27 protein-coding genes are annotated in these 26,176 nt (G+C 63.5%); 10 read left to right on the plus strand and 17 right to left on the minus strand.

Features of this window, described 5'->3' with window-relative positions; translation table 11 throughout:
• Positions 1-83 precede the first annotated feature (83 nt).
• Both GJB56_RS16445 and phoU read left to right on the plus strand, forming a co-directional pair.
• The gene (locus tag GJB56_RS16445) at positions 84-2,117 is read left to right on the plus strand and encodes an LCP family protein (RefSeq protein ID WP_230090994.1); all 2,034 of its coding nucleotides are present in this window, start codon (positions 84-86) and stop codon (positions 2,115-2,117) included.
• Between the two features lie 72 nt (positions 2,118-2,189).
• A complete protein-coding gene (phoU, locus tag GJB56_RS16450) occupies positions 2,190-2,885 on the plus strand; it encodes a phosphate signaling complex protein PhoU (protein ID WP_003940130.1) in 696 nt (231 codons plus the stop codon).
• A gap of 58 nt (positions 2,886-2,943) precedes the next feature.
• On the opposite strand, the gene GJB56_RS16455 is transcribed toward phoU, so the two are convergent.
• The 13 genes from GJB56_RS16455 to GJB56_RS16515 all read right to left on the minus strand — a co-directional run bounded on the left by GJB56_RS16455 (position 2,944) and on the right by GJB56_RS16515 (position 14,571).
• The gene (locus GJB56_RS16455; RefSeq protein ID WP_113682469.1) at positions 2,944-3,690 is read right to left on the minus strand and encodes an SDR family oxidoreductase; all 747 of its coding nucleotides are present in this window, start codon (positions 3,688-3,690) and stop codon (positions 2,944-2,946) included.
• Positions 3,691-3,780: 90 nt separating this feature from the next.
• Positions 3,781-4,518, minus strand: coding sequence for an urease accessory protein UreD (locus tag GJB56_RS16460; RefSeq protein ID WP_230090995.1), 738 nt, complete (start codon positions 4,516-4,518; stop codon positions 3,781-3,783).
• Positions 4,518-5,261, minus strand: coding sequence for an urease accessory protein UreG (gene ureG, locus GJB56_RS16465; protein WP_020908922.1), 744 nt, complete (start codon positions 5,259-5,261; stop codon positions 4,518-4,520). The genes GJB56_RS16460 and ureG overlap by 1 nt, the downstream gene beginning before the upstream one ends.
• Entirely contained in the window at positions 5,254-5,943 is a 690-nt protein-coding gene (locus GJB56_RS16470) for an urease accessory protein UreF (protein WP_113682471.1), read from the minus strand. The genes ureG and GJB56_RS16470 overlap by 8 nt, the downstream gene beginning before the upstream one ends.
• Positions 5,944-5,947: 4 nt before the next feature.
• Positions 5,948-7,657, minus strand: coding sequence for an urease subunit alpha (locus GJB56_RS16475; RefSeq protein WP_019745084.1), 1,710 nt, complete (start codon positions 7,655-7,657; stop codon positions 5,948-5,950).
• A complete protein-coding gene (gene ureB / locus GJB56_RS31995) occupies positions 7,654-8,124 on the minus strand; it encodes an urease subunit beta (protein WP_020908924.1) in 471 nt (156 codons plus the stop codon). The genes GJB56_RS16475 and ureB overlap by 4 nt, the downstream gene beginning before the upstream one ends.
• On the minus strand, positions 8,121-8,423 hold the full coding sequence (ureA, locus tag GJB56_RS16485) for an urease subunit gamma (RefSeq protein WP_003939800.1): 303 nt from the start codon (positions 8,421-8,423) through the stop codon (positions 8,121-8,123). The genes ureB and ureA overlap by 4 nt, the downstream gene beginning before the upstream one ends.
• Before the next feature lie 281 nt (positions 8,424-8,704).
• On the minus strand, positions 8,705-9,481 hold the full coding sequence (gene pstB / locus GJB56_RS16490; protein ID WP_019745087.1) for a phosphate ABC transporter ATP-binding protein PstB: 777 nt from the start codon (positions 9,479-9,481) through the stop codon (positions 8,705-8,707).
• Between the two features lie 58 nt (positions 9,482-9,539).
• Positions 9,540-10,448, minus strand: coding sequence for a phosphate ABC transporter permease PstA (gene pstA / locus GJB56_RS16495; RefSeq protein WP_003940100.1), 909 nt, complete (start codon positions 10,446-10,448; stop codon positions 9,540-9,542).
• Between the two features lie 3 nt (positions 10,449-10,451).
• Positions 10,452-11,543 (minus strand): phosphate ABC transporter permease subunit PstC, encoded by a 1,092-nt coding sequence (gene pstC, locus GJB56_RS16500; protein WP_007733846.1) that lies wholly within the window; start codon positions 11,541-11,543, stop codon positions 10,452-10,454.
• Between the two features lie 62 nt (positions 11,544-11,605).
• Positions 11,606-12,724, minus strand: a complete 1,119-nt coding sequence (gene pstS / locus GJB56_RS16505) for a phosphate ABC transporter substrate-binding protein PstS (RefSeq protein ID WP_019745088.1) — start codon at positions 12,722-12,724, stop codon at positions 11,606-11,608.
• 193 nt (positions 12,725-12,917) lie between these two features.
• Complete coding sequence (mshD, locus tag GJB56_RS16510) at positions 12,918-13,817, minus strand: mycothiol synthase (protein WP_113682472.1); 900 nt, start codon at positions 13,815-13,817, stop codon at positions 12,918-12,920.
• A 1-nt stretch (position 13,818) separates the two neighbouring features.
• Positions 13,819-14,571, minus strand: coding sequence for a winged helix-turn-helix transcriptional regulator (locus GJB56_RS16515; RefSeq protein ID WP_003939728.1), 753 nt, complete (start codon positions 14,569-14,571; stop codon positions 13,819-13,821).
• Positions 14,572-14,712: 141 nt separating this feature from the next.
• Here GJB56_RS16515 and GJB56_RS16520 point away from each other — a divergent pair, with 141 nt between their 5' ends.
• The 8 genes from GJB56_RS16520 (at position 14,713) to GJB56_RS16550 (ending at position 19,958) form a co-directional block, all read left to right on the plus strand.
• Positions 14,713-15,492 (plus strand): LmeA family phospholipid-binding protein, encoded by a 780-nt coding sequence (locus GJB56_RS16520; RefSeq protein WP_113682473.1) that lies wholly within the window; start codon positions 14,713-14,715, stop codon positions 15,490-15,492.
• Entirely contained in the window at positions 15,489-15,962 is a 474-nt protein-coding gene (locus tag GJB56_RS16525; protein ID WP_113682474.1) for a thioredoxin family protein, read from the plus strand. Before GJB56_RS16520 ends, GJB56_RS16525 begins: the two co-directional genes overlap by 4 nt.
• A gap of 31 nt (positions 15,963-15,993) precedes the next feature.
• Positions 15,994-16,059 carry a putative leader peptide gene (locus GJB56_RS32095; protein ID WP_371734792.1) on the plus strand — a complete coding sequence of 22 codons (66 nt, stop codon included), beginning with the start codon at positions 15,994-15,996 and terminating at the stop codon, positions 16,057-16,059.
• Positions 16,060-16,189: 130 nt separating this feature from the next.
• Positions 16,190-16,660: a DUF4395 domain-containing protein gene (locus GJB56_RS16530; protein WP_080909652.1), complete on the plus strand. Its 471-nt coding sequence runs from the start codon at positions 16,190-16,192 to the stop codon at positions 16,658-16,660.
• Between the two features lie 74 nt (positions 16,661-16,734).
• The gene (locus GJB56_RS16535) at positions 16,735-17,568 is read left to right on the plus strand and encodes a sulfurtransferase (protein ID WP_031333783.1); all 834 of its coding nucleotides are present in this window, start codon (positions 16,735-16,737) and stop codon (positions 17,566-17,568) included.
• 2 nt (positions 17,569-17,570) lie between these two features.
• Complete coding sequence (locus GJB56_RS16540; RefSeq protein ID WP_003939797.1) at positions 17,571-17,876, plus strand: DUF1416 domain-containing protein; 306 nt, start codon at positions 17,571-17,573, stop codon at positions 17,874-17,876.
• 291 nt (positions 17,877-18,167) lie between these two features.
• Complete coding sequence (locus tag GJB56_RS16545) at positions 18,168-18,773, plus strand: FABP family protein (RefSeq protein ID WP_170320401.1); 606 nt, start codon at positions 18,168-18,170, stop codon at positions 18,771-18,773.
• 144 nt (positions 18,774-18,917) lie between these two features.
• On the plus strand, positions 18,918-19,958 hold the full coding sequence (locus GJB56_RS16550; protein ID WP_113682475.1) for a type IV toxin-antitoxin system AbiEi family antitoxin domain-containing protein: 1,041 nt from the start codon (positions 18,918-18,920) through the stop codon (positions 19,956-19,958).
• A gap of 233 nt (positions 19,959-20,191) precedes the next feature.
• Here the strand turns inward: GJB56_RS16550 and cydC are convergent, their stop codons facing one another.
• From cydC to GJB56_RS16570, 4 genes are read right to left on the minus strand one after another with little or no spacing between them, the layout of a single operon-like run.
• A complete protein-coding gene (gene cydC, locus GJB56_RS16555; protein WP_113682476.1) occupies positions 20,192-21,880 on the minus strand; it encodes a thiol reductant ABC exporter subunit CydC in 1,689 nt (562 codons plus the stop codon).
• The gene (cydD, locus tag GJB56_RS16560) at positions 21,870-23,558 is read right to left on the minus strand and encodes a thiol reductant ABC exporter subunit CydD (RefSeq protein ID WP_113682477.1); all 1,689 of its coding nucleotides are present in this window, start codon (positions 23,556-23,558) and stop codon (positions 21,870-21,872) included. The genes cydC and cydD overlap by 11 nt, the downstream gene beginning before the upstream one ends.
• Before the next feature lie 58 nt (positions 23,559-23,616).
• Complete coding sequence (gene cydB / locus GJB56_RS16565) at positions 23,617-24,660, minus strand: cytochrome d ubiquinol oxidase subunit II (protein WP_003939727.1); 1,044 nt, start codon at positions 24,658-24,660, stop codon at positions 23,617-23,619.
• A gap of 9 nt (positions 24,661-24,669) precedes the next feature.
• Positions 24,670-26,169: a cytochrome ubiquinol oxidase subunit I gene (locus tag GJB56_RS16570; protein ID WP_020970618.1), complete on the minus strand. Its 1,500-nt coding sequence runs from the start codon at positions 26,167-26,169 to the stop codon at positions 24,670-24,672.
• Between the last annotated feature and the right edge of the window lie 7 nt (positions 26,170-26,176).

Genomic DNA, 26,176 nt, shown 5'->3' on the forward strand with positions numbered 1-26,176 from the left:
GGCTCCAGCTTCGTCGACAACCGGTTGACGCCGGCATCTGAATGACGAGTTACTGACAGTCGACGACGGGACAGGTTGCATCGGTGGGTGATGATCACGATTCGGGCCCACCTCCGCCCGAGAGCCGCGCCCCCTGGGAACGTCCGCTCGCAGACAAGCGCTTCCGCAACGCCCGACCGGACCAACCGGCAACGCCCCAGCGCCCTGCCACACCCCAGCGACGACCAGCACCGCAACCACCCAGTCCCCCGGAGCGTCGCAGCAGTGGACGGACCGGCCGCCGGGATTCGCCTCCGACCGACGACTCTGTTTCGGTCGCCGAGTTGGTCCGACGGGTAGGCGACAAGAAGCCGCCACCTGCCCCGGCTGCGCCGCCCAAGGCAGCGCCGACCAAATCCGCGCCACCCAGGACTCCACCTCCATCAGCGTCCGCGCCGCCCCCGGCCCGGCCGATTCCCGCGCGCCCGACCGTCCCGCCTGCCGCTGCGGACTGGATCACCGAAGAACATCCCGTCACCTCCGCAGTGCCGCGGGTAGTCGGTGACACCGGCGCTACCCGTCTGGCGCAAAGCAAGATTCGCCGCCGCCATCGCGCAAAAGTGATCGGCCGATCGGCAGTAGCGTTCCTGGCCGTCATGTCTCTCGCGTTGACCGGCGTCGTCTGGGGTTATCTGCGGTCGGTCGAAGGCGGTTTCGATCAGATTGCGGCACTCGACACCGAGTCCGACGACATCATCGACGCCGGGGGCCAGCTCGGCGACGAGACGTACTTGATCATCGGCACCGATACCCGCGCCGGCGCGAGCGGTGAGATCGGCGCCGGAACCGTCGAAGACGCCGAAGGCGCCCGAGCCGACACGGTCATGCTGGTGAACATTCCCGCCGACCGAAGCCGCGTCGTCGCCGTCTCCTTCCCGCGTGACCTCGACGTCGAACGTCCGATCTGCCAGGGTTGGGACAACGACGCCGGCAAGTACACCAGCGAAACCTTCCCGGCTGCCAGTGGCGACAAGCTCAATGCGACGTACGCACTCGGTGGTCCCAAGTGCCTGGTCAAGGTCATCCAGAAGATGTCCGGCCTGAAAATCGGGCACTTCGTCGGAATGGACTTCGCCGGTTTCGAGCGCATGGTCGACACCGTCGGCGGCGTGAACGTCTGCTCCCCCGGACCGATCGAGGACGGCATCCTCGGAACCGTCCTCGCATCCGGCGGAACGCAGATGCTCGACGGCCGTACCGCCCTCAACTATGTGCGTGCGCGCCACGTCGAAGCCGAGGGTAACGGCGACTACGGACGCATCACCCGTCAGCAGAAGTTCCTGTCGGCGCTGCTCCGCTCGGCCCTGTCCAACCAGGTCCTCCTGAATCCGAGCAAGCTCAACGGATTCATCAACGCCTTCACCAGCGACACGTTCGTCGAGAACATCGACACGAAGTCGCTGGTCACCCTCGGCCGTTCGCTGCAGAACGTCGACGCGGGCGCGGTGACGTTCTTGACGGTCCCCACGGACGGCACCAACGACTGGGGAAACGAGATTCCTCGCACCGACGAGATCAAGTCCCTCTTCCAGGCGATCATCGACGACGAACCGCTTCCGGGTGAAGAGCGCGAGGACACCACACCGTCGTCGACCAGTTCCACGACAACCGCTCCTACGTCCAGCACGCCGCCCGCCGCCACTTCCGTCGAAGCGATGAGCGCCTACAACATCTCGGTCGACGTCTCCAACGCGTCGGGAATCGCCGGGCAGGCCGCGACGATCGCCGACAGCCTCGCAGCCTACGGTTTCCAGATCTCCACGGTCGGCAACTTCAGCGCAGCCACCGGCCTGGCGAATGCTCAAGCCTCGACCACCGTCGTGCGTTACGCAGCAGGTTACGAGGCTGAAGCGGTCACTGTCGCGTCGTCGATTCCCGGTGCGGTTCTCGTTCTCGCTCCGAGCATGGGAGACATGATCGAGGTCGTCGTCGGAAGCAATTTCGCCGGCACCGTCGTCGCCCCCGCGGACCCGGGGACCATCCTGGCGGCAAATCCGACATCGGTCGACACCAGCACCTCGACGGCTCTGCCCGCCGACATCGCCAGCGTCAACGCAGGCGACACCACCTGCGACTGACACGCGTTCATTCACCTTGCGTTCACCTGGTGCTTGTGACTTGGTCTTTCACGGCACGTAGGCTCTGACCTCATGCGCGTGGCTTACAACGAACAGATGACCGAGCTTGCAGACACGCTCGGCGAGATGGCAGGACTGGCAGGTGCCGCTATGGAGCGCGCCACCCAGTCCCTGCTCCAGGCAGACCTGTCCCTGGCAGAACAAGTAATCGGCGAACACGACAAGATCACCGAACTCAGCACCATTTGCGAGGAGCGCGCGTTTGCGCTGCTCGCCCTGCAGGCTCCCGTTGCCGGAGATCTGCGCTCGGTGGTCAGCGGAATCCAGATCGTCGCCGACATCGACCGCATGGGTGCACTCGCCCTGCACGTCGCGAAGATCGCGCGCCGCCGACATCCCAACCACGTACTTCCCGAAGAGGTCAACGGCTACTTCGCCGAGATGGGACGCATCGCTGTCTCCATCGGTGCGGCCGCCAAGGTCGTCCTCGAGACCCGCGACCCCGAGCGCGCTGCCCGCCTGCGCGAAGAAGACGAAGCGATGGACGACCTCCACCGCCACCTCTTCACCGTCCTCATGGACCGCGAGTGGAAGCACGGCGTTGCCGCCGCAGTCGACGTCACGCTGCTCGGCCGCTTCTACGAGCGGTTCGCCGACCACGCCGTCGAGGTCGGCCGACGCGTCATCTTCCTGGTGACCGGCAAGCTGCCCGAAGAGCCGGAAACCACCGAGAAGGTCGACAACCTCACCTCGTACCCGGATCTCTGAACCCAACCGTCCACGTGAGTAAAAGGCGGCCGCGCACTTGCGCGGCCGCCTTTCCTATTCAGTTCTCGTGTAACCAGGTCTTCAACGTGGGTCCTGCAGTTGTGGATCCCGGCCCGGGCAGCAGCGCCCCACCCTTCATCGCCTTACCCGCTCCCGGCATCGAGATCGGGATCAGCCACTTGCGTCGGCCACGGTATTTCAAAATCTCACGCGTCATGGCCGGGATCTCGAGGACCTCAGGCCCGGCGAGATCTGGAGCCCTCCCGGTCGGACCGTTCTGAGCGCACGTCACCAGAGCCTCGGCGACGGTCTTCGCCGCTATCGGTTGGGAGCGCATCCGGGGAACCATCGCGACCGGCCCCAGTCCGAAGAGCGCGATGGTCTTCTCGCCGAACTCGAACCACTGAGTGGATCGCAGAATCGTGAAGGGAATGCCCGACGCTTCCACCGCGCGTTCCTGCGCGGCCTTTCCCTGGTAGTACCCGAAGGACTCCAACTGCGGATCGTCGCAGTTCACGATCGAGAGCAGCACGTGATGCTTAACGCCTGCTCTGGCTTCGGCCGCGGCGATGTTCTTCGCTGCCGTCTCGAAGAACTCGATCGCCTTCTTGGCACTGTTGGTGACGTGATCACTCACGTCGATGACAACGTCGGCACCGACAAATGCTTCGTCCAACCCCGCACCCGTGGAGATGTCGACTCCCGTCGATCGAGCGGCGGCGACGACGTCATGGCCCCCGATTTTCGCCTGCTCGACGACCAGCTTTCCCATCTGGCCGGTTCCGCCCAGAACAACAATCTGCATGATGCCTCCGTCAAACCCGTGCGCCCGGCTCTCTTCGGCCTGGTCACATACTGGACGACGCAGCCTCCCGAAGTGTGACGGTCGGGCGAATCAGTCGCTGTACTGCTGCGAAACCCGCCCACGCCACTGCGACCAGATCGGATCCAACGCTGCGCTCGCCTCGTGTGCGTGATCGGCCACGGCCCGTGCCAGCATCCCTGCTCCCGCCAGCGGCGTCACGTGCCCTTCGACGTCGTCGGAAGTCTTGATCCCCAACAGCATGGTCGTACCGAGCACGCGATGGCCACCGAGAATTCCCGGCAGCGAACGGCCCGGCACGCTACGCAGGTCGAGTGTTTCCACGAGCAGCGCGTCACCGTCGACGGTAATGCGCTGATCCGAGCGAAGGGCACCGCCGGTTTCGCCGGTCCGGCCGAACACGATCATCTCGTCGAGCAGCGCAACCGCATCGGATTCCAGTGAAATATCCACGCGCCTGGTCACATCCGCGCCGCCCGCGACGACAAACGGTGCCGCGCGCCAGATCAGCGCCGCACCGGCGCCGACGCTCGCCGAAGCCGACCACGACGCCCGGCCGCCACGCGCGTTGTACGCGACGGTCCCCGACGGCTCGATCACCTCGAGGCACGTACCCGGAGCGACTACGAATTCGATACACAGGTCGTCGCCGGCCAGCAGCGTTGCACTGTGCCCTACCAAGGCAATTCGCACGGTGAGCCCGCGAGCGTCGACGAACCGCGGGGCCAGGAAGTCGCCCGAGATCAGCTCTCGCGCAACAGCGGTGTCACCCACTCTCTCGACGACGACCCGCGTAGCTCCGGTGCGCATCAGTGAGCGTGAGAGTGGCTGTGCCCGTGACCGTGTCCGTGGTCTTCTTCATCGGCATGGAAGTGCGGCGCCATCGGCCCCGGATCCTGCGGGGTGTGACTACCCGCGCGGTGAGCTGCGATGACCTGGCGAAGCCACGCACTGAGCTGGTCGATCGTCGCGTGATCCTTCTGGCTGAGCGCGAGAACAGGAAGTCCGTCTCGCGCGGCCGTGGCATCGGCCACCATCTGGACCGCGTCGACGTCGACGTACGGGGCCAGGTCGATCTTGTTGACCACCAACAGATCTGCCCGCTCGATTCCGGGACCACCCTTACGTGCGACGTCTCCGCCGCCCGCGACGTCGATGCAGAAGATCTGGGCGTCGACCAGTGCCGGGCTGAACGTGGCGGTCAGGTTGTCACCGCCGCTTTCCACGATCACCATGTCGAGGGGATGGAACTGACGCTCGAGGTCTTCGACCGCAATGAGGTTCGGCGTCACGTCGTCACGGATGGCCGTGTGCGGGCACGCTCCGGTCTCGACTGCGACGATGCGCTCGATCGGAAGTACGTTGGCCGCGCGCAACAGTCGCGCGTCCTCGTCGGTGTAGATGTCGTTGGTGACCACCGCGATCTCGTACTCCGACGCGAGCTCGCGGCAGATGGTGGCGATGAGGGTACTTTTGCCGGTGCCGACGGGGCCGGCAACGCCGAGCCTCAAACCTCTTGCAGCAGTGGTGGTGTTGTTCAGGTTGTCAAGCACGGAAAATCCTCCTGGATCGAGCGTGGTGTTCGAGTGACCATTGTTCGACCAACGGTCCTGTTGTTGCGGGTATATCTGTGACGCCCTCGACTGCTACGGCAGCCGCGGCGACGGTTTCGATGGTCGGGGTTGCTCGGAGCAACCATTCGACCGGTTCTGCCGGATCCACCGGCAGTAGCTTCAGTGCCGCCGACGCCACCGTTTGAGCGTCGTCGTACAAACAAGATCTAGCTGCCTGTAGGTCGTCCATCCCGGAGATCGCCGTGAAGACTCCCAACGCGAGCGGACGCATCGGATGCCCAGGCAGCGCCATGAGCATCTGCACCGCGGGGTGCTGCGGCCACAATCGCGACGCCAGCCTGGCCAGCCCACGTCCGAGCTGAATCGACGCCTCACGCAGCGGCGCGCTGGGCGTCCGAGCGAGCAGTTCCCTCGAGATGTCCTCGAGTTCGCCTGCACCACCGGCACTTACGGCCCAGCGGCGCGTGACCACCGTTGCAGCGGCCTCGACAAGTCCCACTGTTTCGAGTCGACCGCGAATGAAGTCGGGGACCTGACTCTGTAGGAGTCCGCCCGCCAGTGCCGGTTCCAACCCCGACGAGTGAGCGTGACCGCCGGTAGGCAGACGCCCGTCTGCCAAGAGCATCGATGCTATCTCGGCAGACGCCATCTCGATTGACATGGTTTCAGAACAGCATGTAGCGCTGAGCCATCGGCACTACGTCAACGGGGTTGGGAGCAATCAGGTCGCCGTTGACCTTGATGGCAAACGTCTCCGGATCGACGTCGATGGACGGCAGTGCCGTGTTGTTCGGCATATCCGCCTTGGTGAGGTGCCGCGTCGGACGAACACCGGTAAGGGTGCGCGTGAGACCGAGACGACCGGCCAGACCGTCCTCGATCGCCATCGGCGAGACGAACGTCGTGGACAGGTGCGGGGCTGATCCCGGAGTTGCCGCGATGGCCGGCCGAACGAACACCGGCTGCGGGGTCGGGATAGCAGCGTTCGGATCACCCAGCGGCGCAGCAACTATCGCCCCACCCTTGATCACGGCAGAAGGACGGACACCGAAGAACGCGGGATCCCACAGCACCAGGTCCGCCATCTTCCCGGCCTCGACCGATCCGATCTCGTGATCGATACCGTGAGCCACCGCGGGGCAGATCGTGTACTTGGCGACGTAACGCCGCGCACGCTCGTTGTCGGCCGGCATGCTGGTACCCAGCTTGCCGTACTGAGCCTTCATGACGTGGGCGACCTGCCACGTCCGCAGGGTCACCTCTCCGATACGGCCCATCGCCTGGGCGTCGGACGAGGTGATGGAGATGGCACCGATGTCGTGCAGAAAGTCTTCCGCTGCAATCGTTGTCGGCCGGATCCGGGACTCGGCAAAGGCAAGATCCTCCGGAACCCGGGGATTGAGCGCATGACACACGATGAGCATGTCGAGGTGCTCGGCAACCGTGTTGACGGTGTGCGGCAACGTCGGATTGGTCGATGCCGGAAGAACGTTCGGCTCACCTGCCGTCACGATGATGTCCGGAGCGTGCCCGCCGCCGGCGCCTTCCGCATGGAACACGTGGATCCCGCGTCCGGCGATCGCGTCCAAAGTGTGCTGTACGTAGCCGGTTTCGTTGAGGCTGTCGGCGTGCAGCGCAACCTGGAGCCCGAACTCGTCGGCTGCTCGCAGAGCTGCGTCGATTGCGGCCGGAGTGGAACCCCAGTCCTCGTGGACCTTGAATCCACCTGCGCCGGCGAGAGCTTCCTGACGCATGGCCTCATGGCTGACGGTGCTGCCCTTGCCGAGGAGAAGAACGTTGAGCGGGATGTGGTCGAGGGCCCGGTGCATCATCGTCAGCGACCAGGCGCCGGGCGTGACGGTGGTTGCCTTGCTTCCCTCGGTTGGGCCCGTTCCGCCGCCCGCCACCGTCGTCGTACCGGTCGCGAGCGCTTCCATCATCTCGATTTCACTGAGGAAGTGCACGTGAGTGTCGATCGCACCCGCGGTGAGGATCTTCCCCTCGCCGGCGATCACGTCGGTGCTCGGCCCGATGAGCAACTTGGGGTGCACGCCATCCATGATGTCGGGGTTACCGGACTTGCCGATCGCAACGATGCGTCCGTCGCGAATTCCGACGTCTGCCCGGACGATTCCCCAGTGATCGAGGATCACCGTGTTGGTGATGACGACGTCGAGAGCGCCCTGATCGCGAGTGGTCAGGCCCTGGCCCATCGACTCGCGGATGCTCTTGCCGCCGCCGAAGACCATCTCGTCGCCGGTCGCGGTGTAGTCGTGCTCGATCTCGATCCACAGATCTGTGTCGGCCAAACGGATCTGGTCGCCAGCGGTCGGGCCGTACAAGGAGGCGTAACCGCGTCGATCGATCCGGCTCATTCGGCTGTCCTCTCAACTGGCGTCGCGGCGTCATCCGGTGAATCCGCTTCGACTGGAACATCACTCACACGAACGTTCACCGAGGACGCTCGCAAAGGTTCTTCGACCTCGACACCGGGCGTGCCGAACGGCATCACGGTCTTGGGCTCACGCGCATGCGTCGGTAGGTCTTCGTCCGGCACGATCTGCAGGCCCGGAACCCTTTTGAGTCCGCCGAGCGCGATCAGTGTCACCGTCCTGCTTACCCCGGGTTCGAACCGAACCGACGTTCCCGAGGGGATGTCGAGCCGGAAGCCGTCTGCCGCTTCGCGATCGAAGGTCAGCGCCGGGTTGGCCGCTGGAAGGTGGAGATGTGAACCGATCTGAATGGGGCGGTCGCCGTCGTTGACGACGACCATCGTGATCTTTTCCGCGTCAGTACCGAACTCGAGCGGTTCGGTGGACACACGTACCTCACCGGGGATCATCGAATGGGCTCCGTCACGGTGACCAGCTTGCGACCGTCCGGGAAAGTGGCCTCCACCTGGACATTTGCAATCATCTCGGGTACCCCTTCCATCACGTCGTCGCGGGTGAGCACTTGCCGACCGGCGTTCATCAGTTCCGCAACCGTCATTCCGTCACGCGCACGCTCGAGAATCCAACACGAGATCAGGGCCATCGCTTCGGGGTAGTTCAGCAGTACCCCGCGCTCGCGGCGGTCGCGGGCGACCATGCCCGCAACGCTCAGGAGGAGCTTTTCGGTATCTGAAGGGGTGAGGTGCACTGACAAGCCCTTCCGGTTGTGAAACGACATCGATCGACAGCGTGCTGTCGGGCCGAGATTAGCATTGCCCGAAGCGTCGTCAGTATCCACGAGATTCACATCGGCGGCTACTTCAGCGCCCACTCGGCGCACTTACGCTGCTCATCGAATTATTCGGGCGCCCAACGACGCTCAGCTCTGCGCCCCGGAGTGGGAACTATCACCACAACCAAAAAGTTTCACCCCCGTCTCCTGTTGGAAACGGGGGTGAAACATCATCGTGCAGTGTGCAATCCCAGGGGCTATCCGAAGCGGCCGGAGATATAGTCCTCGGTGGCCTTCTGCGTCGGGTTCGAGAAGATCTTCTCGGTGTCGTCGATCTCGACGAGCTGCCCGGGCTTACCGGTTGCCTCGAGGTTGAAGAATGCCGTCTGGTCACTCACACGCGCAGCCTGCTGCATGTTGTGCGTGACGATGACGATCGTGAAGTCCTTCTTCAGCTCGGTGATCAGGTCCTCGATCGCGAGAGTCGAGATCGGGTCGAGCGCGGAGCACGGCTCGTCCATGAGCAGAACGTCGGGCGAGACCGCGATGGCACGCGCGATGCACAGACGCTGCTGCTGACCGCCTGAGAGGCCGCCACCGGGCTTGTCGAGGCGATCCTTGACCTCGGTCCACAGGTTGGCACCGCGCAGCGAACGCTCGGCCACCTCGTCGAGCTTCTTCTTGCTGCGCTCGCCCTGCAACTTCAAGCCCGCGACGACGTTGTCCTTGATGGACATGGTCGGGAAGGGGTTGGGTCGCTGGAACACCATGCCGATGGTCTTGCGGACGCCGACAGGATCGACGTTCGAGCCGTAGATGTCCTCGCCGTCGAGCAGGACCGAACCCTCGACGCGCGCACCGGGAATCACTTCGTGCATGCGGTTGAGTGAACGGAGAACGGTGGACTTGCCGCAACCGGACGGGCCGATGAAGGCGGTGACGCTCCGGGGCGGGACGGACAGGCCCACATCGGCGACGGCGTGGAACTTGCCGTAGTAGATGTTGACGTCCTTGAGATCCAGACGCTTGGCCATTACCGGCTCCCTACTGAGTTGTTGACGCTGTTGAGTACGAACATGTTCCGAGGCCGCATCACTTGCTTCTGACCTGTGAGAAGTGACCGATCAGCTTCGCGACGATGTTGAGGATCGCGATCAGCAGGATCAGGGTCAGTGCTGCACCCCAGATGCGGTTGGTGCCGGCGTCGGTGGGGTTGTTCATCTCGGCGACCATGACGGAAGGCAGAGTGCCCATTTCGCCGTTGAACAGGTCGAAGTTGATGAACGGCGCGTAGCCGACGAGGATCAGCAGCGGCGCGGTCTCACCGAGCACGCGGGCCAGGGCCAGCATGACGCCGGTGATGATGCCGGGAAGCGCCGTCGGCAGAACGATTTTCGAGATGGTCTTCCACTTCGGCACACCGAGCGCGTACGACGCCTCGCGCAGATCCATCGGGACGATGCGCAGCATTTCCTCGGTGGAGCGGATGACGACCGGGACCATGAGAAGGACCAGAGCCAGCGACACGGCGAACGCGGACTTGGGGAAGCCGAAGGTCGCGATCCACAGTGCGTAGATGAACAGCGCAGCCACGATCGACGGAACACCGCTGAGGATGTCGACCATGAACGTGGTGAGCTTGCCCAGCTTCGACTTCCGGTCGGCGTACTCCACCAGGTAGATCGCGACGAAGATACCGAGCGGGATGGAGAAGACCGCACACACGATGCCTTGCAGCAGGGTGCCGATCAATGCGTGATAGATACCGCCGCCGTCGGCCGACGCCGTCAATCCGCTCAGCGAGTTGGTGAACCACGTGGGCGACGTCAGAGCGGGCAGGCCCTTGGCGATGACCGTGAAGAGCACCCAGACCAACGGGATGAGCGCGATGACGACTGCCAGGCTCACCAGGATGGTCGCGATGACGTCCTTGGCACGACGACGGGCGCCGACGCCTTGGAAAGTGGGGGCCTTGACCGGCCGGTCCAGAGTGGAGGTCATGGGTCAGTCCTTCTTTCCGGCGATCACTGCGCGGGCAGCCGCGTTGACGACGAAGGTCAGTACGAACAGCACCAGTCCGGCCGCGATGTACGCGCCTGCCTGGATGTCGTTGTTGAACTCCGCGTAGCCGAGGGCGATCTTGGAGGCGATGGTCGAGCCGCCGTCGAACAGCGACCAGCCGAAGGCCTGAGAGGTGGTGCGCAGGATCAGGTACAGCGCCATCGTCTCGCCGAGTGCGCGTCCGAGACCGAGCATCGAGCCGCTGATGTAGCCGGACTTACCGAACGGGATGACCGTGGTGCGCACAACTTCCCAGCGCGTGGCGCCGAGAGCGAGTGCAGCTTCGATCTGTGAGCGCGGGGTCTGGATGAACACCTCGCGGGTCACTGCGGTGATGACCGGAAGGATCATCACGGCGAGGACGATGCCTGCGGTGAAGATGGTGCCGCCGCCGGTGATCGATCCGCTGCCGTCGGCGAAGAGCGGGAACCAGCCGAGAGTGTCGTTGAGCCACACCGCGACCGGGGTGATCGCCGGAGCGAACACGAGAAGTCCCCACAGGCCGTAGACGATGGACGGCACGGCCGCGAGGAGGTCGATCGTGTACGACAGTGGCCGCGTGAGCCACTTGGGTGAGTACGAAGTCAGGAAGATCGCGATGCCCAGTGCGATCGGCATCGCGAGCACCAGCGCGAACAGCGAGACCAACACAGTGACCTGGAAAAGATCGAGGACACCGAACGCCATCGCGTTAATGTTCTGCGTCACCCATTCACGGCTGGTCAGGAAGTTGACCTGGTTCCGGCTCAAAGCAGGAACAGCACGCCAGATCAGGAACGCGCCGATCGCCGCGATGACAACCGTGATGAAGATTGCCGAACCGGATGCGAGCGAGCTGAAGATGCGGTCACCCGGACGGGTCACCGTCTTGCTGTTGCCGCTTCCCGGACCGTCACCCTTCGGAGGATGCTCGGTTTCTGGAGCCTTGGTGGAAGTAATCGTGTCCTCCGTGGTGCCGTTCGGACCGCCCACCCCGGCCCCGCTGGTTGCGGGGCCGGGAGAACGAGATGTCGAGGTGATGGGCGCGTCACTCATGTGCGCTCACTTCCTTCACGTCTGAATGTAGATCCATGAGCTTGTCCGCACGAGTCTCTAGGTCAGCTGATTGCCGTGATGGACGCGTTGAGGCGATCCTGGACGTTGGCCGGCAGCGGGACGTAACCCTGCTCGGCCAGGTTGGCCTGACCCTCGTTGGCCGCGCTCGTCAGGAACGACTTCACTGCTGCGGTGGTGTCCGCGTCGTAGCCCTTGGAGCAGACGATCGAGTACGTGGCGAGAACCAGCGGGTATGCGCCGGCTTCGTTGGTCTTGAAGATCGACGCGAGGTCGAGCGTCAGGTCGCCGGTTGCGTCGGACTTGAACTTCGCGCCTGCGATCGACTTTGCGGCCGAGTCGTTGGTCAGTGCGACTGCCTCGGAGCCGGTGTTGATTTCTGCAACCGAGAGCTTGTTCTGATCGGCGAACGACTTCTCGACGTAGGTGATCGAACCCGGTGCCGTGGCAACTGCCTGTGCAACGCCCGCCGAACCCTTGGCGCCCTCACCGACGCCACCGGTGAAGTCGGACCCTGCGCCCGACGTCCAAGCACCGTTCGATGCCGCGTCGAGGTACTTCTGGAAGTTGTCGGTGGTGCCCGAGGAATCGGAGCGGATCACGGTGGTGATCTTCTCGTCGGGAAGCGAAGCACCGGAGTTGAGCGCGGCGATTGCCGGATCGTTCCACTTGGTGATGCCACCGTTGAAGATCTTCGCGAGAACCTCTGCGTTGAGAACGAGCTTGTCGACGCCGTCGAGGTTGTATGCAACTGCGATCGGGCCGAAGACGAGGGGAAGGTTCCAGGCTTCGCCGCCGACGCAACGCTCCTTGGCCTTGTCGGCCTGCTCGTCCTTGATGGCCGAGTCGGAGCCGGCGAAGTCGATCTGGCCGGCGATGAACTGCGTGCGACCGTCGCCCGAACCGCTGGGGTTGTAGGCGACGTTGACGGTCTTGCCCTTTTCCTGGCACACGGAGATGTAGGTGGCGACGAACTGGTCCATGGCATTCTTCTGTGCCGAGGAACCAGCGGCAGAGAGGTTGCTCTTGCCTTCGCACGTTGCGTTCGATGCGGACGCGTCCACACCCGTCGACGACGAGTTGTTGTCGCTGCCACATGCGGCCAAGGTCATGGCGCCCACGGCCACTACACCGAGCAGGGCACCACTGCGCTTGAGATTCACCAAGATCCTCCGGAAATCGCTACCGCCACGCCCACGATCGGGCGGCGACATGAGATGCAAAATGATTGAAATCTGCATCAGGCAACACGGCGCTGCCCACAGAGAAAAGTAGGCGGGCGCGGTGTCCGGTTGGACCACACATGGTTAACAGAGAATGAACAGACTGGACATTTCTGCGTGTTCGACTGTGACGTCAGAGCGCGCGAGCGTAAGCCATGTCCACGTGGAACCGATCGAAGCCGAGTCGCTCGTACGTGTGGAGGGCGGCAGTGTTGTCACCTTCGACGTACAGAAGGACCGTTCCGAGGCCGCGATCGCGCAGGTAATGCATGCCTGCGAGAGTCAGCACTCGGCCGAGACCACGTCCCTGCGCCGCGGGATCGATACCCACGACGTACACCTCCCCCAACTCCGGATCGTCACCTTCGGGTGCGTGCACCTTGGTCCAGTGAAAGCCGAGAAGAGTATCGGGATCGGTGTCCGCGAACGCCATGAACAGACCGGCCGGGTCGAACCAGCCTTCGGCCGTTCTCTCGTCGATCTCCGCCTGGGTCCAGCCACCCTGCTCGGGATGCCAGGAGAAGGCCGCATTGTTGACGCGAAGGATCTCGGAATCGTCTTCGGGCCCACGGTACGTCCGCATCGTTACACCTTCGGGCACAACGATTTCCGGAAGCTGCGGAGCATCGAGCGGTCGACGCAGCTGGAGGAGTTCACGAACGCTGACCAAATCGAGGCTCTTGGCGAATTCCACTGCGGCGTCGATGTTTCCGTGCGCCCAGACTCGCGTGCCCGGCCGACCTTCGTCGAATACCGCTGCGGCAAGCCTGGTTCCGATACCGCGGCGCCGCGCCTGCGGGTCGACCACCAACTCGGCCATGTCGGGATGCTCGTCCGAACCGGCTTGCAGCTGTGCATAACCGACGACCGTATCGCCGTCGAGTTCGAGAAAGTGTCGTGCTGCGCCGCGCCCGGCAACGGCATGGCGCCCCTGTTCCGACACGGGCGCCTTGCCGTCGAACTCGGTTGCGCGATCGAGAAGCGCGGAAACCTGCTCGGCGGATCCGGCCGGCAGTGAATCTGTCCAACCCACGTCAGACCACCGATCCGTCGGCCGCGTCGTAGTCGACGTCTTCGTCGTCCTCGAACTGAACGGGAGCAGCTGCGCCGCCCTTGGCCCTGGTCGGACGCACTGCCTTGTATCCGACATTTCGGACTGTACCGATCAAGGACTCGTATTCGGTGCCGAGTTTCGCCCGCAGACGACGCACGTGGACGTCGACCGTCCTGGTGCCGCCGAAGAAGTCGTAGCCCCACACTTCCTGCAACAGCTGTGCCCGGGTGAATACCCGACCGGCATGCTGCGCGAGGTACTTGAGCAGCTCGAATTCCTTGTAAGTCAAATCAAGGGGCCGTCCACGCAGTCGTGCCGTGTACGTCCCCTCGTCGATAACCAGTTCGCCCAGCGTGATCTTTCCCGACGCTTCCGGACTGGCAACACCGCCGCTGCGGGCGACCAACAACCGCAATCGGGCGTCCACCTCAGCCGGACCGGTACCGGGAAGCAGGATGTCGTCCAACCCCCAGTCGGCGTTGACGGCAACGAGTCCGCCTTCGGTGAGGACGGCGACCACAGGTACTGCGGATCCTGTGCTTCCGAGCAATCGACACAACCCGCGTGCGGCAGCTAGATCAGTGCGCGCATCCACCAATGCCACGTCCGCGGAACTTGCCTCGAGTAGCGAGGAAACCTCTGTGGGGGCAGGCCGAACCGAGTGCGCCAGCAACGCCAACGCCGGTAGTACAGCTTCCGGGTTGGGGTCGGAGGTGAGGAGGAGCAGTTCCACACGGCCTCCTATCTAGTAGCCCGCGCAACCCCTGAGGGCAACGCTCGAGTAGTTCGACGCTTTTGGTCGGTCCCTACATTAGCGTGCCTGGTACCGGGGCCGTCGCATCGAACCCCGACCGGAGTCCGTCACAATGGTGCGGTGCGCAAACTGATCATCGGCATCGTCTTTCTCCTCGGCCTCGGACTGGTGGCCGATTTCGGCGCTGCCGCGTACGCCGAGTACCGGGTTTCCCGCGAGCTCCGAACCGGCGCATCACTCGAGTCGGATCCGGAGGTCACCTTCAACGGGTTCCCCTTCCTCACCCAAGCACTCGGCGGGAAATACAAGGACGTCTACGTCAGGGCTACCGGCGTCCAGAGCGACGTGGTCGGCGAAGTGACCGTCGAAGCCAACCTGCGCGGGGTCACCGTTCCCTTCTCCGACATCGTGAACGGCAATGTCACCCAGCTCCCCGTCGACAAACTCGACGGCCGGATGGGAATCAACGCCACCGACCTCGGAAAGCTGCTCAACATCCCTGACCTGCAGGTATCTTCGCCGCCGGCCAACAAGTCGGATGGCACCGGGGGCAGCGGTGGAACGGGCGCGAGCACCGCGGGGGCCGTCGTGCTGACCGGAACGGTTGCCGTCGGTCCGGTCGAGACTGCAGTGAGCGTCCAGGCCAACCTGGTTCTGGAAGGTGGGCAGGTCAAGATCGTCGCCAGCAACCTGTACTTCGGTCCGGAGGGCAAAGCCGATTTCTCGATCCCCGCAGCACTCGAACCCGTGGTCCTCGGATTGTTCAGCTACACGATCGATCCGCAGGCACTCCCCTACGGAATTCAGCCGAGCCTGGTCTACGCGGAAGGCGGAAGAATCGTGATCGAAGGCAGCGCCGAAAACACGACGATCGATCTCGCAGAGCTGCAGAACCGATGACCGGGATCACAATTCTGCTGGTCGCGCTTGTCGCCGTCGTCTCGGTCGGGCTCTTTCTCAAGTCACGCAACGGAGCAGTCCGAGCCACCACCGCGGCATCCGGCACCACCAACAGCCGCCTCGAACTGCTGAGTTCTGCCGGAGTCTCTTCGCCGAACGGCGGACCCGTCGTACTGCATTTCTCCGCCGACTGGTGCGGACCGTGCGCGGCAGTACGCCGCGTCGTCGGCCAGGTTGTGGTTTCGATGGCGGACGCTCCCCGTCCGCCGGTGGAGATCGAGCTCGACATCGACAAAGAACCGGCTCTGGCACGCGAAATGAGCGTCCTGTCGCTGCCCACCACGTTCATCCTCGACGGTGGCCTGGAGGAACAGTTCCGAGTGTCCGGTGTGCCGTCCGCAGCCGATCTGAAAGCTGCGCTCGTACCACTATCCGGACCCCACGAGCCAAAATCCGAGAATTCGGGGTAAACTCGCCGACGTGCAAACCCGCCACGAGCTGATGCTCACCCGACGCCGCGCAGTAGACCTGTGCCGCCTCGGGGGCTGTTGCTGTACCTGTTGCTGATCACCACATCCGTCAGATCTCTCTGACCTTCGAGCTTTCGCTCACGTGATCAATCCACCGAGTGGGACTTTTGCGTCCCCTTTTCTCGGTCCAGGCAAGCACCATGCAATCCAGCGCAGGAGCACTCCCGATGTCCACAACCACAGCCCAGCTCGAGCAAGTCGACGTCCGCGGACCTCGGTTCGCCGCGTGGGTCACCACCGGCGTTCTCGTTCTCACGCTCATCCTCTCGACCTTCTCTCTGCCCGCCGCCACCGTCGTTCTCGCATTGCAGGCGATCGTCTTCGCAGTCGGAGCGGTACTCGGCCCCAAGCGCAGCCCGTACGGCCAGATCTTCGGCAAGTTCGTCGCCCCGCGACTCTCGCCGGTCAGCGAACGCGAACCCGTGGCGCCGCTGCGCTTCGCTCAGTTCGTCGGCTTCGTCTTCGCCTTGGCAGGCACGGTCGGTTTCCTGGCCGGGTCGACGATCGTCGGCACCGTTGCCACCGGCTTCGCCCTGTTCGCGGCCTTGCTCAACGCCGCGTTCGGCATCTGCCTCGGCTGCCAGATCTACCCACTCGTCGCCAGGCTGCGAAATACCGGCCGCGCGACCACCGCATGAAAACGCTTGCCACACAACCCCGCTGAACCCCTGCTAGATATCGACCGATGCAAGACCACATCGAAAGGAACACCATGGCTCGCTCCGACGTCCTAGTCTCCGCTGACTGGGCTGAGCAGAACCTCAACACCCCCAAGACCGTTTTTGTCGAGGTGGACGAGGACACCAGCGCATACGACGGCGGCCACATCGAGGGTGCAGTCAAGCTCGACTGGCGCAAGGACCTCCAGGACGGCGTCCGACGCGACTTCCTGAACCAGGAGCAGTTCTCGGACCTGCTCTCCGCCAAGGGCATTACGAACGACGACACCGTCGTTCTCTACGGTGGCAACAACAACTGGTTCGCCGCTTACGCGTACTGGTACTTCAAGCTGTACGGCCACCAGGACATCAAGCTGATCGACGGCGGCCGCAAGAAGTGGGAACTCGACGGACGCCCGCTCTCCAAGGACGCAGTCAACCGCGAAGCCACGCAGTACAAGGCCGAGACCCCCGACTTCTCGATCCGCGCATTCCGCGACGAGGTCATCGACGCCATCGGCAGCAAGAACCTCGTCGACGTTCGTAGCCCTGACGAGTTCTCCGGCAAGATCCTCGCTCCCGCCCACCTTCCTCAGGAGCAGGCGCAGCAGCGTGGCCACGTACCCGGAGCCATCAACATTCCGTGGAGCACCACCGCCAACGAGGACGGCACCTTCAAGTCGGACGACGACCTCACCAAGCTGTACGCGGAGAAGGGCTTCGACGACACCAAGGAAACGATCGCCTACTGCCGCATCGGCGAGCGCTCGAGCCACACCTGGTTCGTACTGCAGGAGATCCTCGGCAAGAACAACGTCAAGAACTACGACGGCAGCTGGGTCGAATACGGCTCACTCGTCGGCGCACCGATCGAATTGGGAGCCTGATCATGTGTGGAGCACCTACCCAGGGGCAGACCCTGCCTGCCGGCGTCGACGTCGAGAAGGAAACGGTCATCACCGGCCGCGTTCTCGCCGCTGACGGCCAGCCCATCGGCGGCGCATTCGTGCGTCTGCTCGACGGCTCCGGAGAGTTCACGGCCGAGGTCGTGGCATCGGGAACCGGCGATTTCCGCTTCTTCGCCGCTCCGGGCGAGTGGACCGTGCGTGCACTGTCCAGCTCGGGCAACGGCACATCCACCGTCGCTCCCGAGGGCTCGGGCGTGCACAACGTGGACGTAACCGTCAGCAAGTAATTCCTGCTTTTTCAGGCGGCCCCGCACCCCTTCGGTGCGGGGCCTTCTGCATTCCGGCTCCCGATTTTTCCGGTCGGTCGCCGAGGTCTAAGATGTACCCGTGGTCATTTTCTTCGAGGTACTCCTCGCACTCGCATCCGTCATGATCGCTTGGTTCTCCGTGTACGTCGTGTACCGCTTGGTCACCGACGAGTCGTGAGTCAGGCTCCGGATTCAGGGTCCGACGCGACCGCTGACGATTCCGCCGCTGCAGGTGCCGTAAGGCGCGGCAGCGGGGACGAAGCTGTCGCCATCGCCGTCGAGCGCTCCAAGTCGACGGCATCGCTCAACATTCCGACCCTGCCGGACCTTCCGTTGCCCGAGGACACCGCAAACCTGCGCCTCGGCCCGGACATCAATCCCGAACTCCTCGCACTGCTCCCCCTCGTCGGTGTCTGGCGCGGCGAAGGTGAAGGGCACGACGAGACCGGCGACTACGCCTTCGGTCAGCAGATCGTCATCTCTCACGACGGCGGCCCCTACCTCAATTGGGAGTCCAGATCTTGGCGTCTCGACGCCGAGGGCAAGTACGTGAGCCCTGATCTGCGCGAGAGCGGTTACTGGCGCATGGGCGGCGACGGCATCCCGGGCAGCGTCAACCAGGAAGTCGTCGAGCTCCTGCTCAGCCACAGCTCCGGCGTCGTCGAAATGTACTACGGCCGTGCGCTTACCCAGGCGTCGTGGGAACTTGCCACCGACGTGGTGATCCGCAGCCAGTCCGGTGCACTGTACGGCGGCGCGAAGCGCCTCTACGGCATCGTCGAAGGCGGCGACCTCGCGTACGTCGAAGAGCGGATCATGTCTGACGGTGGCCTGGAACCGCGCCTCTCGGCGCGGCTGACCCGCTACATCGGCTAGTTCTGCTGTGCGCCTTTATTAACCCCCGGCGGTTAATAAAGGCGCACAGCAGATCCATCCACAGGCACCGACAAATTCCACAGGCGGGCTCTGGAGCGGCAGTTTCGACCGATTCCTGTCGGACCGCGATCTCACGGTATTCGCATGAACTGCGACTACATCGATCCTGATCTCCGAAGACTCTTCGACTTCCAGCACGGGCTCGCGACCAATAAACAGCTGCGCCCTTTCGGCTATTCACCGCGGCGCATCGAACATCTGGTCGAATCGGGTCAATGGACTTCCGTCCTCCACGGCGTTCAATCCAGCACCAACGGCCCACTCAACCGAGCAATGATTCTCGAGGCCGCCCTTCTCTTCGGCGGCGGAGAGACCTACCTGAGTCACCGGACTGCAGCTGAAGAGTGGGGGCTCACGCACATCGAGTCCGAACTGCCGGTCCACATCACGGTCCGATACGGCAGATCCTCACGCTGTCAGAGGCCGACGGTCAGACCCGAACGCTCCCCGGCGCGCCCCGTTCCGTTGGGGTGGCCCACTGCCCATCCCGGAGTGATCGTTCATCGTTCACGCGCTCAGGCCCACATCGGCGTTGCCACTCAGCCTGCTCGTACTTCGCTGGCCGACACCGCAATTGACCTGGCGGTTGCAGAGCCGTCGGCTCGCGACGCCGCTCGTTCTCTGGTCCGATCGGCCACGGCGTGCAAGGTGTCCCGGATGGAACTACGCACCCGAATGGAATGCCGCCGGCCGAGGCGATATGTCAAAGCGCTGTCCTCGACGTTGGACCTCTTGGATCGCGGCGTCCAGTCGGTACTCGAACATCGCTACGCAATCGAAGTCGAGCGCGCACACGGTTTACCGGAAGCGCGACGGCAATCGCCGGTCCTCGTCGATGGGAGAACTCTCTACGAGGACGTCGACTACCGCAATTGCGGTGTCGCACTGATCGTTCGACTCGACGGTTTTGCCTTCCACTCTTCTCGGGCGACTGCACTGCGGGATCGGCGGCGAGGTAACGCATCCGAACTGTCAGGCAACGCCACACTGGTCTTCGGTTGGGAGGAGGTGGAGGGGGCCTCGTGCCGAACTGCAGCCGAGGTCAGAGCGATCCTCGAGCGCAGTGGATGGTGGGGGCCTAATCCTTGTCCACGCTGTGCGCCTTTATTAACCGCCGGGGGTTAATAAAGGCGCACAGCACGAAGCGACCCCCGAGCCACACCCACGCTTTCGCGCGGATCCCGGTCGGACTGATCGGGGGCTCGGGGGTCGGGTGGCTGCCTGGGATTCGCCGGCCGCTCACGCGGTAAGTGAATTCCATCAGCGATTGCGGCTAGCTGGCAGCCACCTCACGCGTCCGTCTGTACTTCAATTTCAGACCACCTCCTTCCTTGTGTAAAGGAGAAAGTACGCCCACTTCACGACGACGGCAACGTATTTTCCACAGAAACTTTTCCGACGCATATCACCTGGTCAGCTGCTGCGCCGTCCGGAAGTTGGTGGGTGACGACAACAACGGTTCGCGAAGAATCGACCAGCGTTGCGTCGCGACTGAGCAACTCGCGGAGCAACTGAGCGCCTGCCTCCGCGTCCATGTGCTCGGTCGGCTCGTCGAGCAGCAGCACCTCCGCAGGCGAGACGATCGCGCGTGCCAACAGCAACCGACGACGCTCACCGCCCGAAACCGCTCGCATACCGCCGACCAGGTAGGTATCGAGCCCTTCCGGCAGTTCCGACAACCAGTCGCCGAGACCAACTGCGGCAAGTGCCTTCTCCGCGTCCTCGGCGGTGAGGTCACCCCGCGCAACGCGCAGGTTCTCGAGTACCGACGTCTCGAAGAGGTGTGCGTCTTCGGCGAAGTACCCGACGTGCCTGCGCAGTTCGGCCGGATCGATATCCGAAATATCCACTGCGCCAACGCGAACTGTTCCCGCGACGGGCGGCAGCAACCCCGCCGTCGTCATCAGCGCGGTGGTCTTTCCGGATCCACTCTCCCCGACGACGGCAACGCGGGCACCGCGAGGAAGATCCACGGAGAGCGGTTCGGTCACTTTTCCCCCGGGCCAACCCGCCTGCAATGCATGCACGCTGAGAATCCCGTTCTCCGGCCACGCACGATTTCCTTCGACGTGTTCCGCGTCGGCTCGATCGAGTACCGCCATGATGCGAGCCGACGCCAGCCGCGCCTTGGTCAGTGCCACCGCCGCGCTGGGCAGTATCGCGGTTCCCTCGAAAGCCGACAGCGGAAGCAGTACAAGGATTCCCATGGACATCGGTGACATGTCGGTGGTTCCGTACAGCGCAATTCCGATCAGCAGGGCACCGAGGACGCTCACGCCGATTGCCAGGGGCGTCGCAGCGGCGGCAAAGGCACTCGGTACCGCCGCGCGATCGGTTGCATCGACCACCTCGTTCTCGGCGGACACAGCCTCGCTCACCGCCTGATCCAAGCGACCTGATACTCGAAGCTCAGCGGAATGGTCGAGCGCGGTAACCGCCGACGCACTGAATCGCGCTGCGGCAGCTGAACTGTCGGCCTCCGCAAGTCGAGCAGCTCGCGCCGACAGCCAGGGCGCCGCAATCCCGGACACCGCCAGCGCAACAGCCAGAATGAGTGCGGCCGGAACCGAGATGAACAACAGGATTCCCACCGCGGCGAAGGCGAGGGCAACCGAAACAGCAATCGGGATCAGCGCTTTGACGACGACGTCGCCCAGCGCGTCCACGTCGGAGCCCGTACGGGAGAGCAGGTCACCGCGTCGTAGTCCGGCGGCGGCCGCGGGATCTCCCGCTGCCAACTGCTGGTAGATCCTCGACCGCGCTGCGGTGGTGCCGCGCAATGCGACGTCGTGCGTCGTCAATCGTTCGAGATAGCGGAAGACACCACGTGAGATTCCCAACGCGCGTACGGCAACCACGGCGACGCTGAGATCGAGAACGGGAGGCATCTCCCACGCGCGCGTGATCAACCATGCGGACAGCGCCGCCAAGGCGAGTGCGCTACCGAGTGTTGCCACACCGGCGGCCACCGCCGTCAGTACGCGTCGTGGTCGAAGTTCCAGTAGCCGAAGAGCACGCAGAAGCGGATCGTGAGCGTCACTTCTCATGAGCGCGCACCTCGACGATCCGGTCAGCTGCGGCGAGCACACTCGGACGGTGGCCGATCACGACAACAGTGTCGCCGCGCTCCGCCCGTGCTCTCAGAGAAGCCAACACTGTCCCTTCCGAATCGGAATCGAGGTGAGCGGTGGGTTCGTCCAGGACAAGAACTGCGCGGTCGGAGGCGAGCACGCGTGTCAGCGCCAGTCGTTGTCGCTGCCCCAGCGACAAACCTGTGCCGCCGACGCCGATAACGGTCTCGACACCCGCAGGCAGCTCGGCCAATACCGCGTCGAATCCCGTCGCAGCAGCGGCGCGAGCCAATGCTTGCGCATCGACGACCCCGGTGAGATCGAGATTTTCACGAACGGTGCCGGGTAGGAGGACCGGATGTTGGGGAAGCCATGCCAACTGACTCCACCACGCGTGCTCGTCCAGGTCTCGGACATCGACGCCGGCGACCGTCACGCGGCCACTGCTCGGTTCGATCAGTCCGAGCAGCGCGTGCACTGCCGTCGACTTGCCGCAGCCGTTGGGACCGGTGAGCACGGTGATCGCCCCTGGTGACGCCACGGCGGAAAGTTGAGACGGTGCGACTCCCCCACGAGAGGTCACGCCGAGTCCGTCGAAGACGATGTCGGCGCCGCAAGCGACCACCGTCGTGCTACCACCCTCCGGTGCCGCAGAATCCGCCTCGATCACCTCGAATGCCTTGTCGGCTGCTGCCATTCCGTCCTCGGCGGCGTGGAACTGGGTTCCCACCATCCGAAGTGGCAGATACACCTCGGGCGCGAGGATCAACGCGACTATCCCCGGCTCGAGTGACATGTCCCCGTACACGAGTCGCAAGCCGATGCTCACGGCCACCAATGCGACGCAGAGTGTTGCGAGCAGTTCAAGCACCATCGAGGACAGGAACGCTACGCGCAGAGCAGACATGGTCGTCCGTCGATGGGCGTCACCGAGTTCACGGACACGCTCGGCAGGGCCTTGCTGACGACCGAGCGCTCGCAGCGTCGGCAGTCCGGCAAGTAGATCGAGCAGCTGCGAAGACAGCGTGGTCATCGCTGCCAACGTCTTCTCCGACTTACCCTTCGTCAGCAAGCCGATCAGAATCATGAAGATCGGGATCAGCGGCAGCGTCACGAAAATGATGACCGCGGACGTCATGTCCTGCACCGCAATGACTATCAGGGTGATAGGCGTCAGTGTCACCGACAGAACCAGAGCCGGAAGGTATCCCGTCAGGTACGGGCCGAGGCCGTCGACACCGCGGGTGACCACGGTCGCGATCTCGTCACGCCGAGGATCCAGATCGCGCGGACTCATCGCCGTCGCCGACGTCAGCACGCCGTTCTTGATCTCGGCAACGACGCGAGTCGACGCCCGGTGCGCATACCTGGTCTGCAACCAGGTCCCCAGAACCCTGACCGTCACAGCTGCGGCCAGAACAACCAATTCGGTTGTCCACGAAGAAACATCCACAGTTCGAGTGGTGATCACTCCGGCCAAGACTCGGCCGATCATGAGCGCCGCGACGATGACCATCACGACGTTCACCATCGACAGAGCGACCGTCAGGATCAGATAGCCGCGCGCAGAAGCGGAATGGCGCCACAGTCGCGGGTCGATCGGCCCCCGGCGACGCTCCCGAGTGGTGGGAGCGTCGCCTACTTCGATAGTCACGTGAATTCGACCGTCAGTTCTTTCGTGTTTCGAATCTTTTGTGATTGCGGGTTTGCCACTACCACGTCTTCTCCTTGAATCGCAGACCGATCGACGCCGGAATCTGCTTGGAGGAGATGCGCTGTCGGAACACCCAGTACGTCCAACCCTGGTAGATGATCACCACCGGCGTCATGAATGCCGCGGCCCACGTCATCACCTTGAGCGTGTACGGACTCGACGACGCGTTCTCGATGGTCAGGCTGTACGCCGGATCGAGCGTCGACGGCATGACGTTCGGGAACAGCGAGGCGAACAGCAGCACGACGGTGGCGATGACGGCCACACAGGTGAGAACGAAAGCCCAGCCTTCTCGCTCGGCCCGCGTCAGGAAGACGACGCCGATCAGTGCAGCAGCAGCGGCGGCTACCAGAATCCACGTCCATCCCTTGCCGTAGGCGAGCTGCGTCCACAGGACGAATCCGCCGGCGACAGGAATAGCCGGAATTGCGAGTCGTGCAGCAATTTTCACTGCGTCTTCACGAACCTCGTCTGCACTCTTGAGCGCCAGGAACACAGCGCCGTGGAGAGCGAACACCAGTGCGGTGGTCAGACCGCCGAGCAGTGCGTACGGATTGAGCAGATCGAAGAATCCCGACTCGACCTGCTTGTCGGCGTTGATCGCCACGCCCCGAACGATGTTCGCGAAAGCCACGCCCCAGAGAACTGCCGGGACCCAGGAGCCGAAGATGATGCCCCAGTCGCAGCGCTGACGCCATTTGTCGTCGTCGATCTTGCTTCGCCATTCGATGGCACAGATTCGAACGATCAAGGCCACCAGGATGATCAGCAGCGGTAGATAGAACCCGGAGAACAATGTCGCGTACCACTCCGGGAATGCCGCGAACATCGCGCCACCGGCGGTGATCAGCCACACCTCGTTGCCGTCCCACACCGGGCCGATCGTGTTGAGCGCCACCCGTCGACGCGTATCTGCCGGGAGGTCACTGCCTCTGCCGACAATCGGCATGAGCATTCCGACACCGAAGTCGAATCCTTCGAGGACGAAGTAACCGATGAACAGTACTGCGACGAGCACGAACCATACTTCTTGAAGTCCCATGATCGCCTCCTAGTACGCGAACGACAGTTGTTTGGGCTTGTCCGGATCTTCCGGCTCGTCATGATCCGTATCGCCCGGTGGATGCATGTCGTGCTCCAACGGACCTTCCTTCGCGTACCGCACGATCAGCTTGAACCAGACGACACCCAGCGCTCCGTACAGGAGGGTGAAGGTGATCAGCGAAGCCCAGACGGTAGCCGACGCGTGGTCCGAAACACCTTGGTCGACAGTCAGTCTGATCATGTCGACGCCGGTTGGATTGGGATGCACCACCCAGGGCTGACGGCCCATCTCGGTGAAGATCCAGCCCGCGCTGTTCGCCATGAACGGAGTGGGAATCGCGACGAGACTGAGGATTCCGAACCACTTCTGGTCCGGGACCCGCCCCTTACGTGTGACCCACAGTCCCGCGAGAGCCAGTGCTGCCGAACCGGCGGCGAGGCCGATCATGGCGCGGAAAGACCAGTACGTGACAAAGAGATTCGGTCGGTAGTTGCCCGGTCCGAAGTCCTGCTCCGCCTGCTCCTGCAGTTGGTTCACGCCTTGCAGTTCGACGCCGGTGAACTTGCCCTCGGCCAACCACGGTAGAACGAACGGCACCTTCAGAACGTGCGTCACGCTGTCACAGTTGTTGTGTGTACCGATGGTGAGAATCGAGAAATCCGGATCCATCTCGGTGTCGCACAGCGATTCTGCCGACGCCATCTTCATGGGTTGCTGCTGGAACATGAGCTTGCCTTGGACGTCACCGGTGTAGATGATGCCGATCCCGGCCACGATCATGACGAGCAAGGCGAATCGTGTTGCCGGGCGGTACATCGTTCGCGCGTCGGTTTCGAGACGCTCGGCCTCGGCGGCCTCAGCCTGCTTGGCGCGGCGCATGTTCCGCACCATCCACCAACCACTGATGCCGGCAACAAACGTCGCCGCCGTCAGGAAGGCGCCGGCAACCGCGTGCGGGAAGGCAGCAAGAGCGGTGTTGTTGGTCAACAGCTCCCAGATGCTGGTGAGTTCGGCACGACCCGTTTCAGGGTTGTACGTCGCACCGACCGGATGCTGCATGAACGAGTTGGCCGCGATGATGAAGAACGCCGACGCGTTGACGCCGATCGCCACGAGCCAAATGCACGCCAGGTGTACAAGTTTGGGAAGCCTGCCCCAACCGAAGATCCAGAGTCCGATGAAGACGGACTCCATGAAGAAGGCGACAAGGCCTTCCAACGCGAGTGGAGCTCCGAAGACGTCACCGACGAATCGCGAGTACTCGCTCCAGTTCATGCCGAACTGGAACTCCTGCACGATGCCGGTGGCTACACCGAGTGCGAAGTTGATGAGGAAAAGCTTGCCGAAAAACTTGGTGAGCCGATACCAGTGGTCCTTTTTGGTGACCACCCACATCGTCTGCATGATCGCGATCATCGGTGCAAGTCCGATGGTCAGCGGAACAAGGATGAAGTGGTAGACGGTAGTGATACCGAACTGCCACCTGGAGACGTCCAAAGTATCCATTGGCTAC

Origin of the sequence: Rhodococcus sp. AQ5-07 (assembly GCF_009707305.1) — a bacterium.
In the GTDB taxonomy this organism is placed as follows: domain Bacteria; phylum Actinomycetota; class Actinomycetes; order Mycobacteriales; family Mycobacteriaceae; genus Rhodococcus_F; species Rhodococcus_F erythropolis.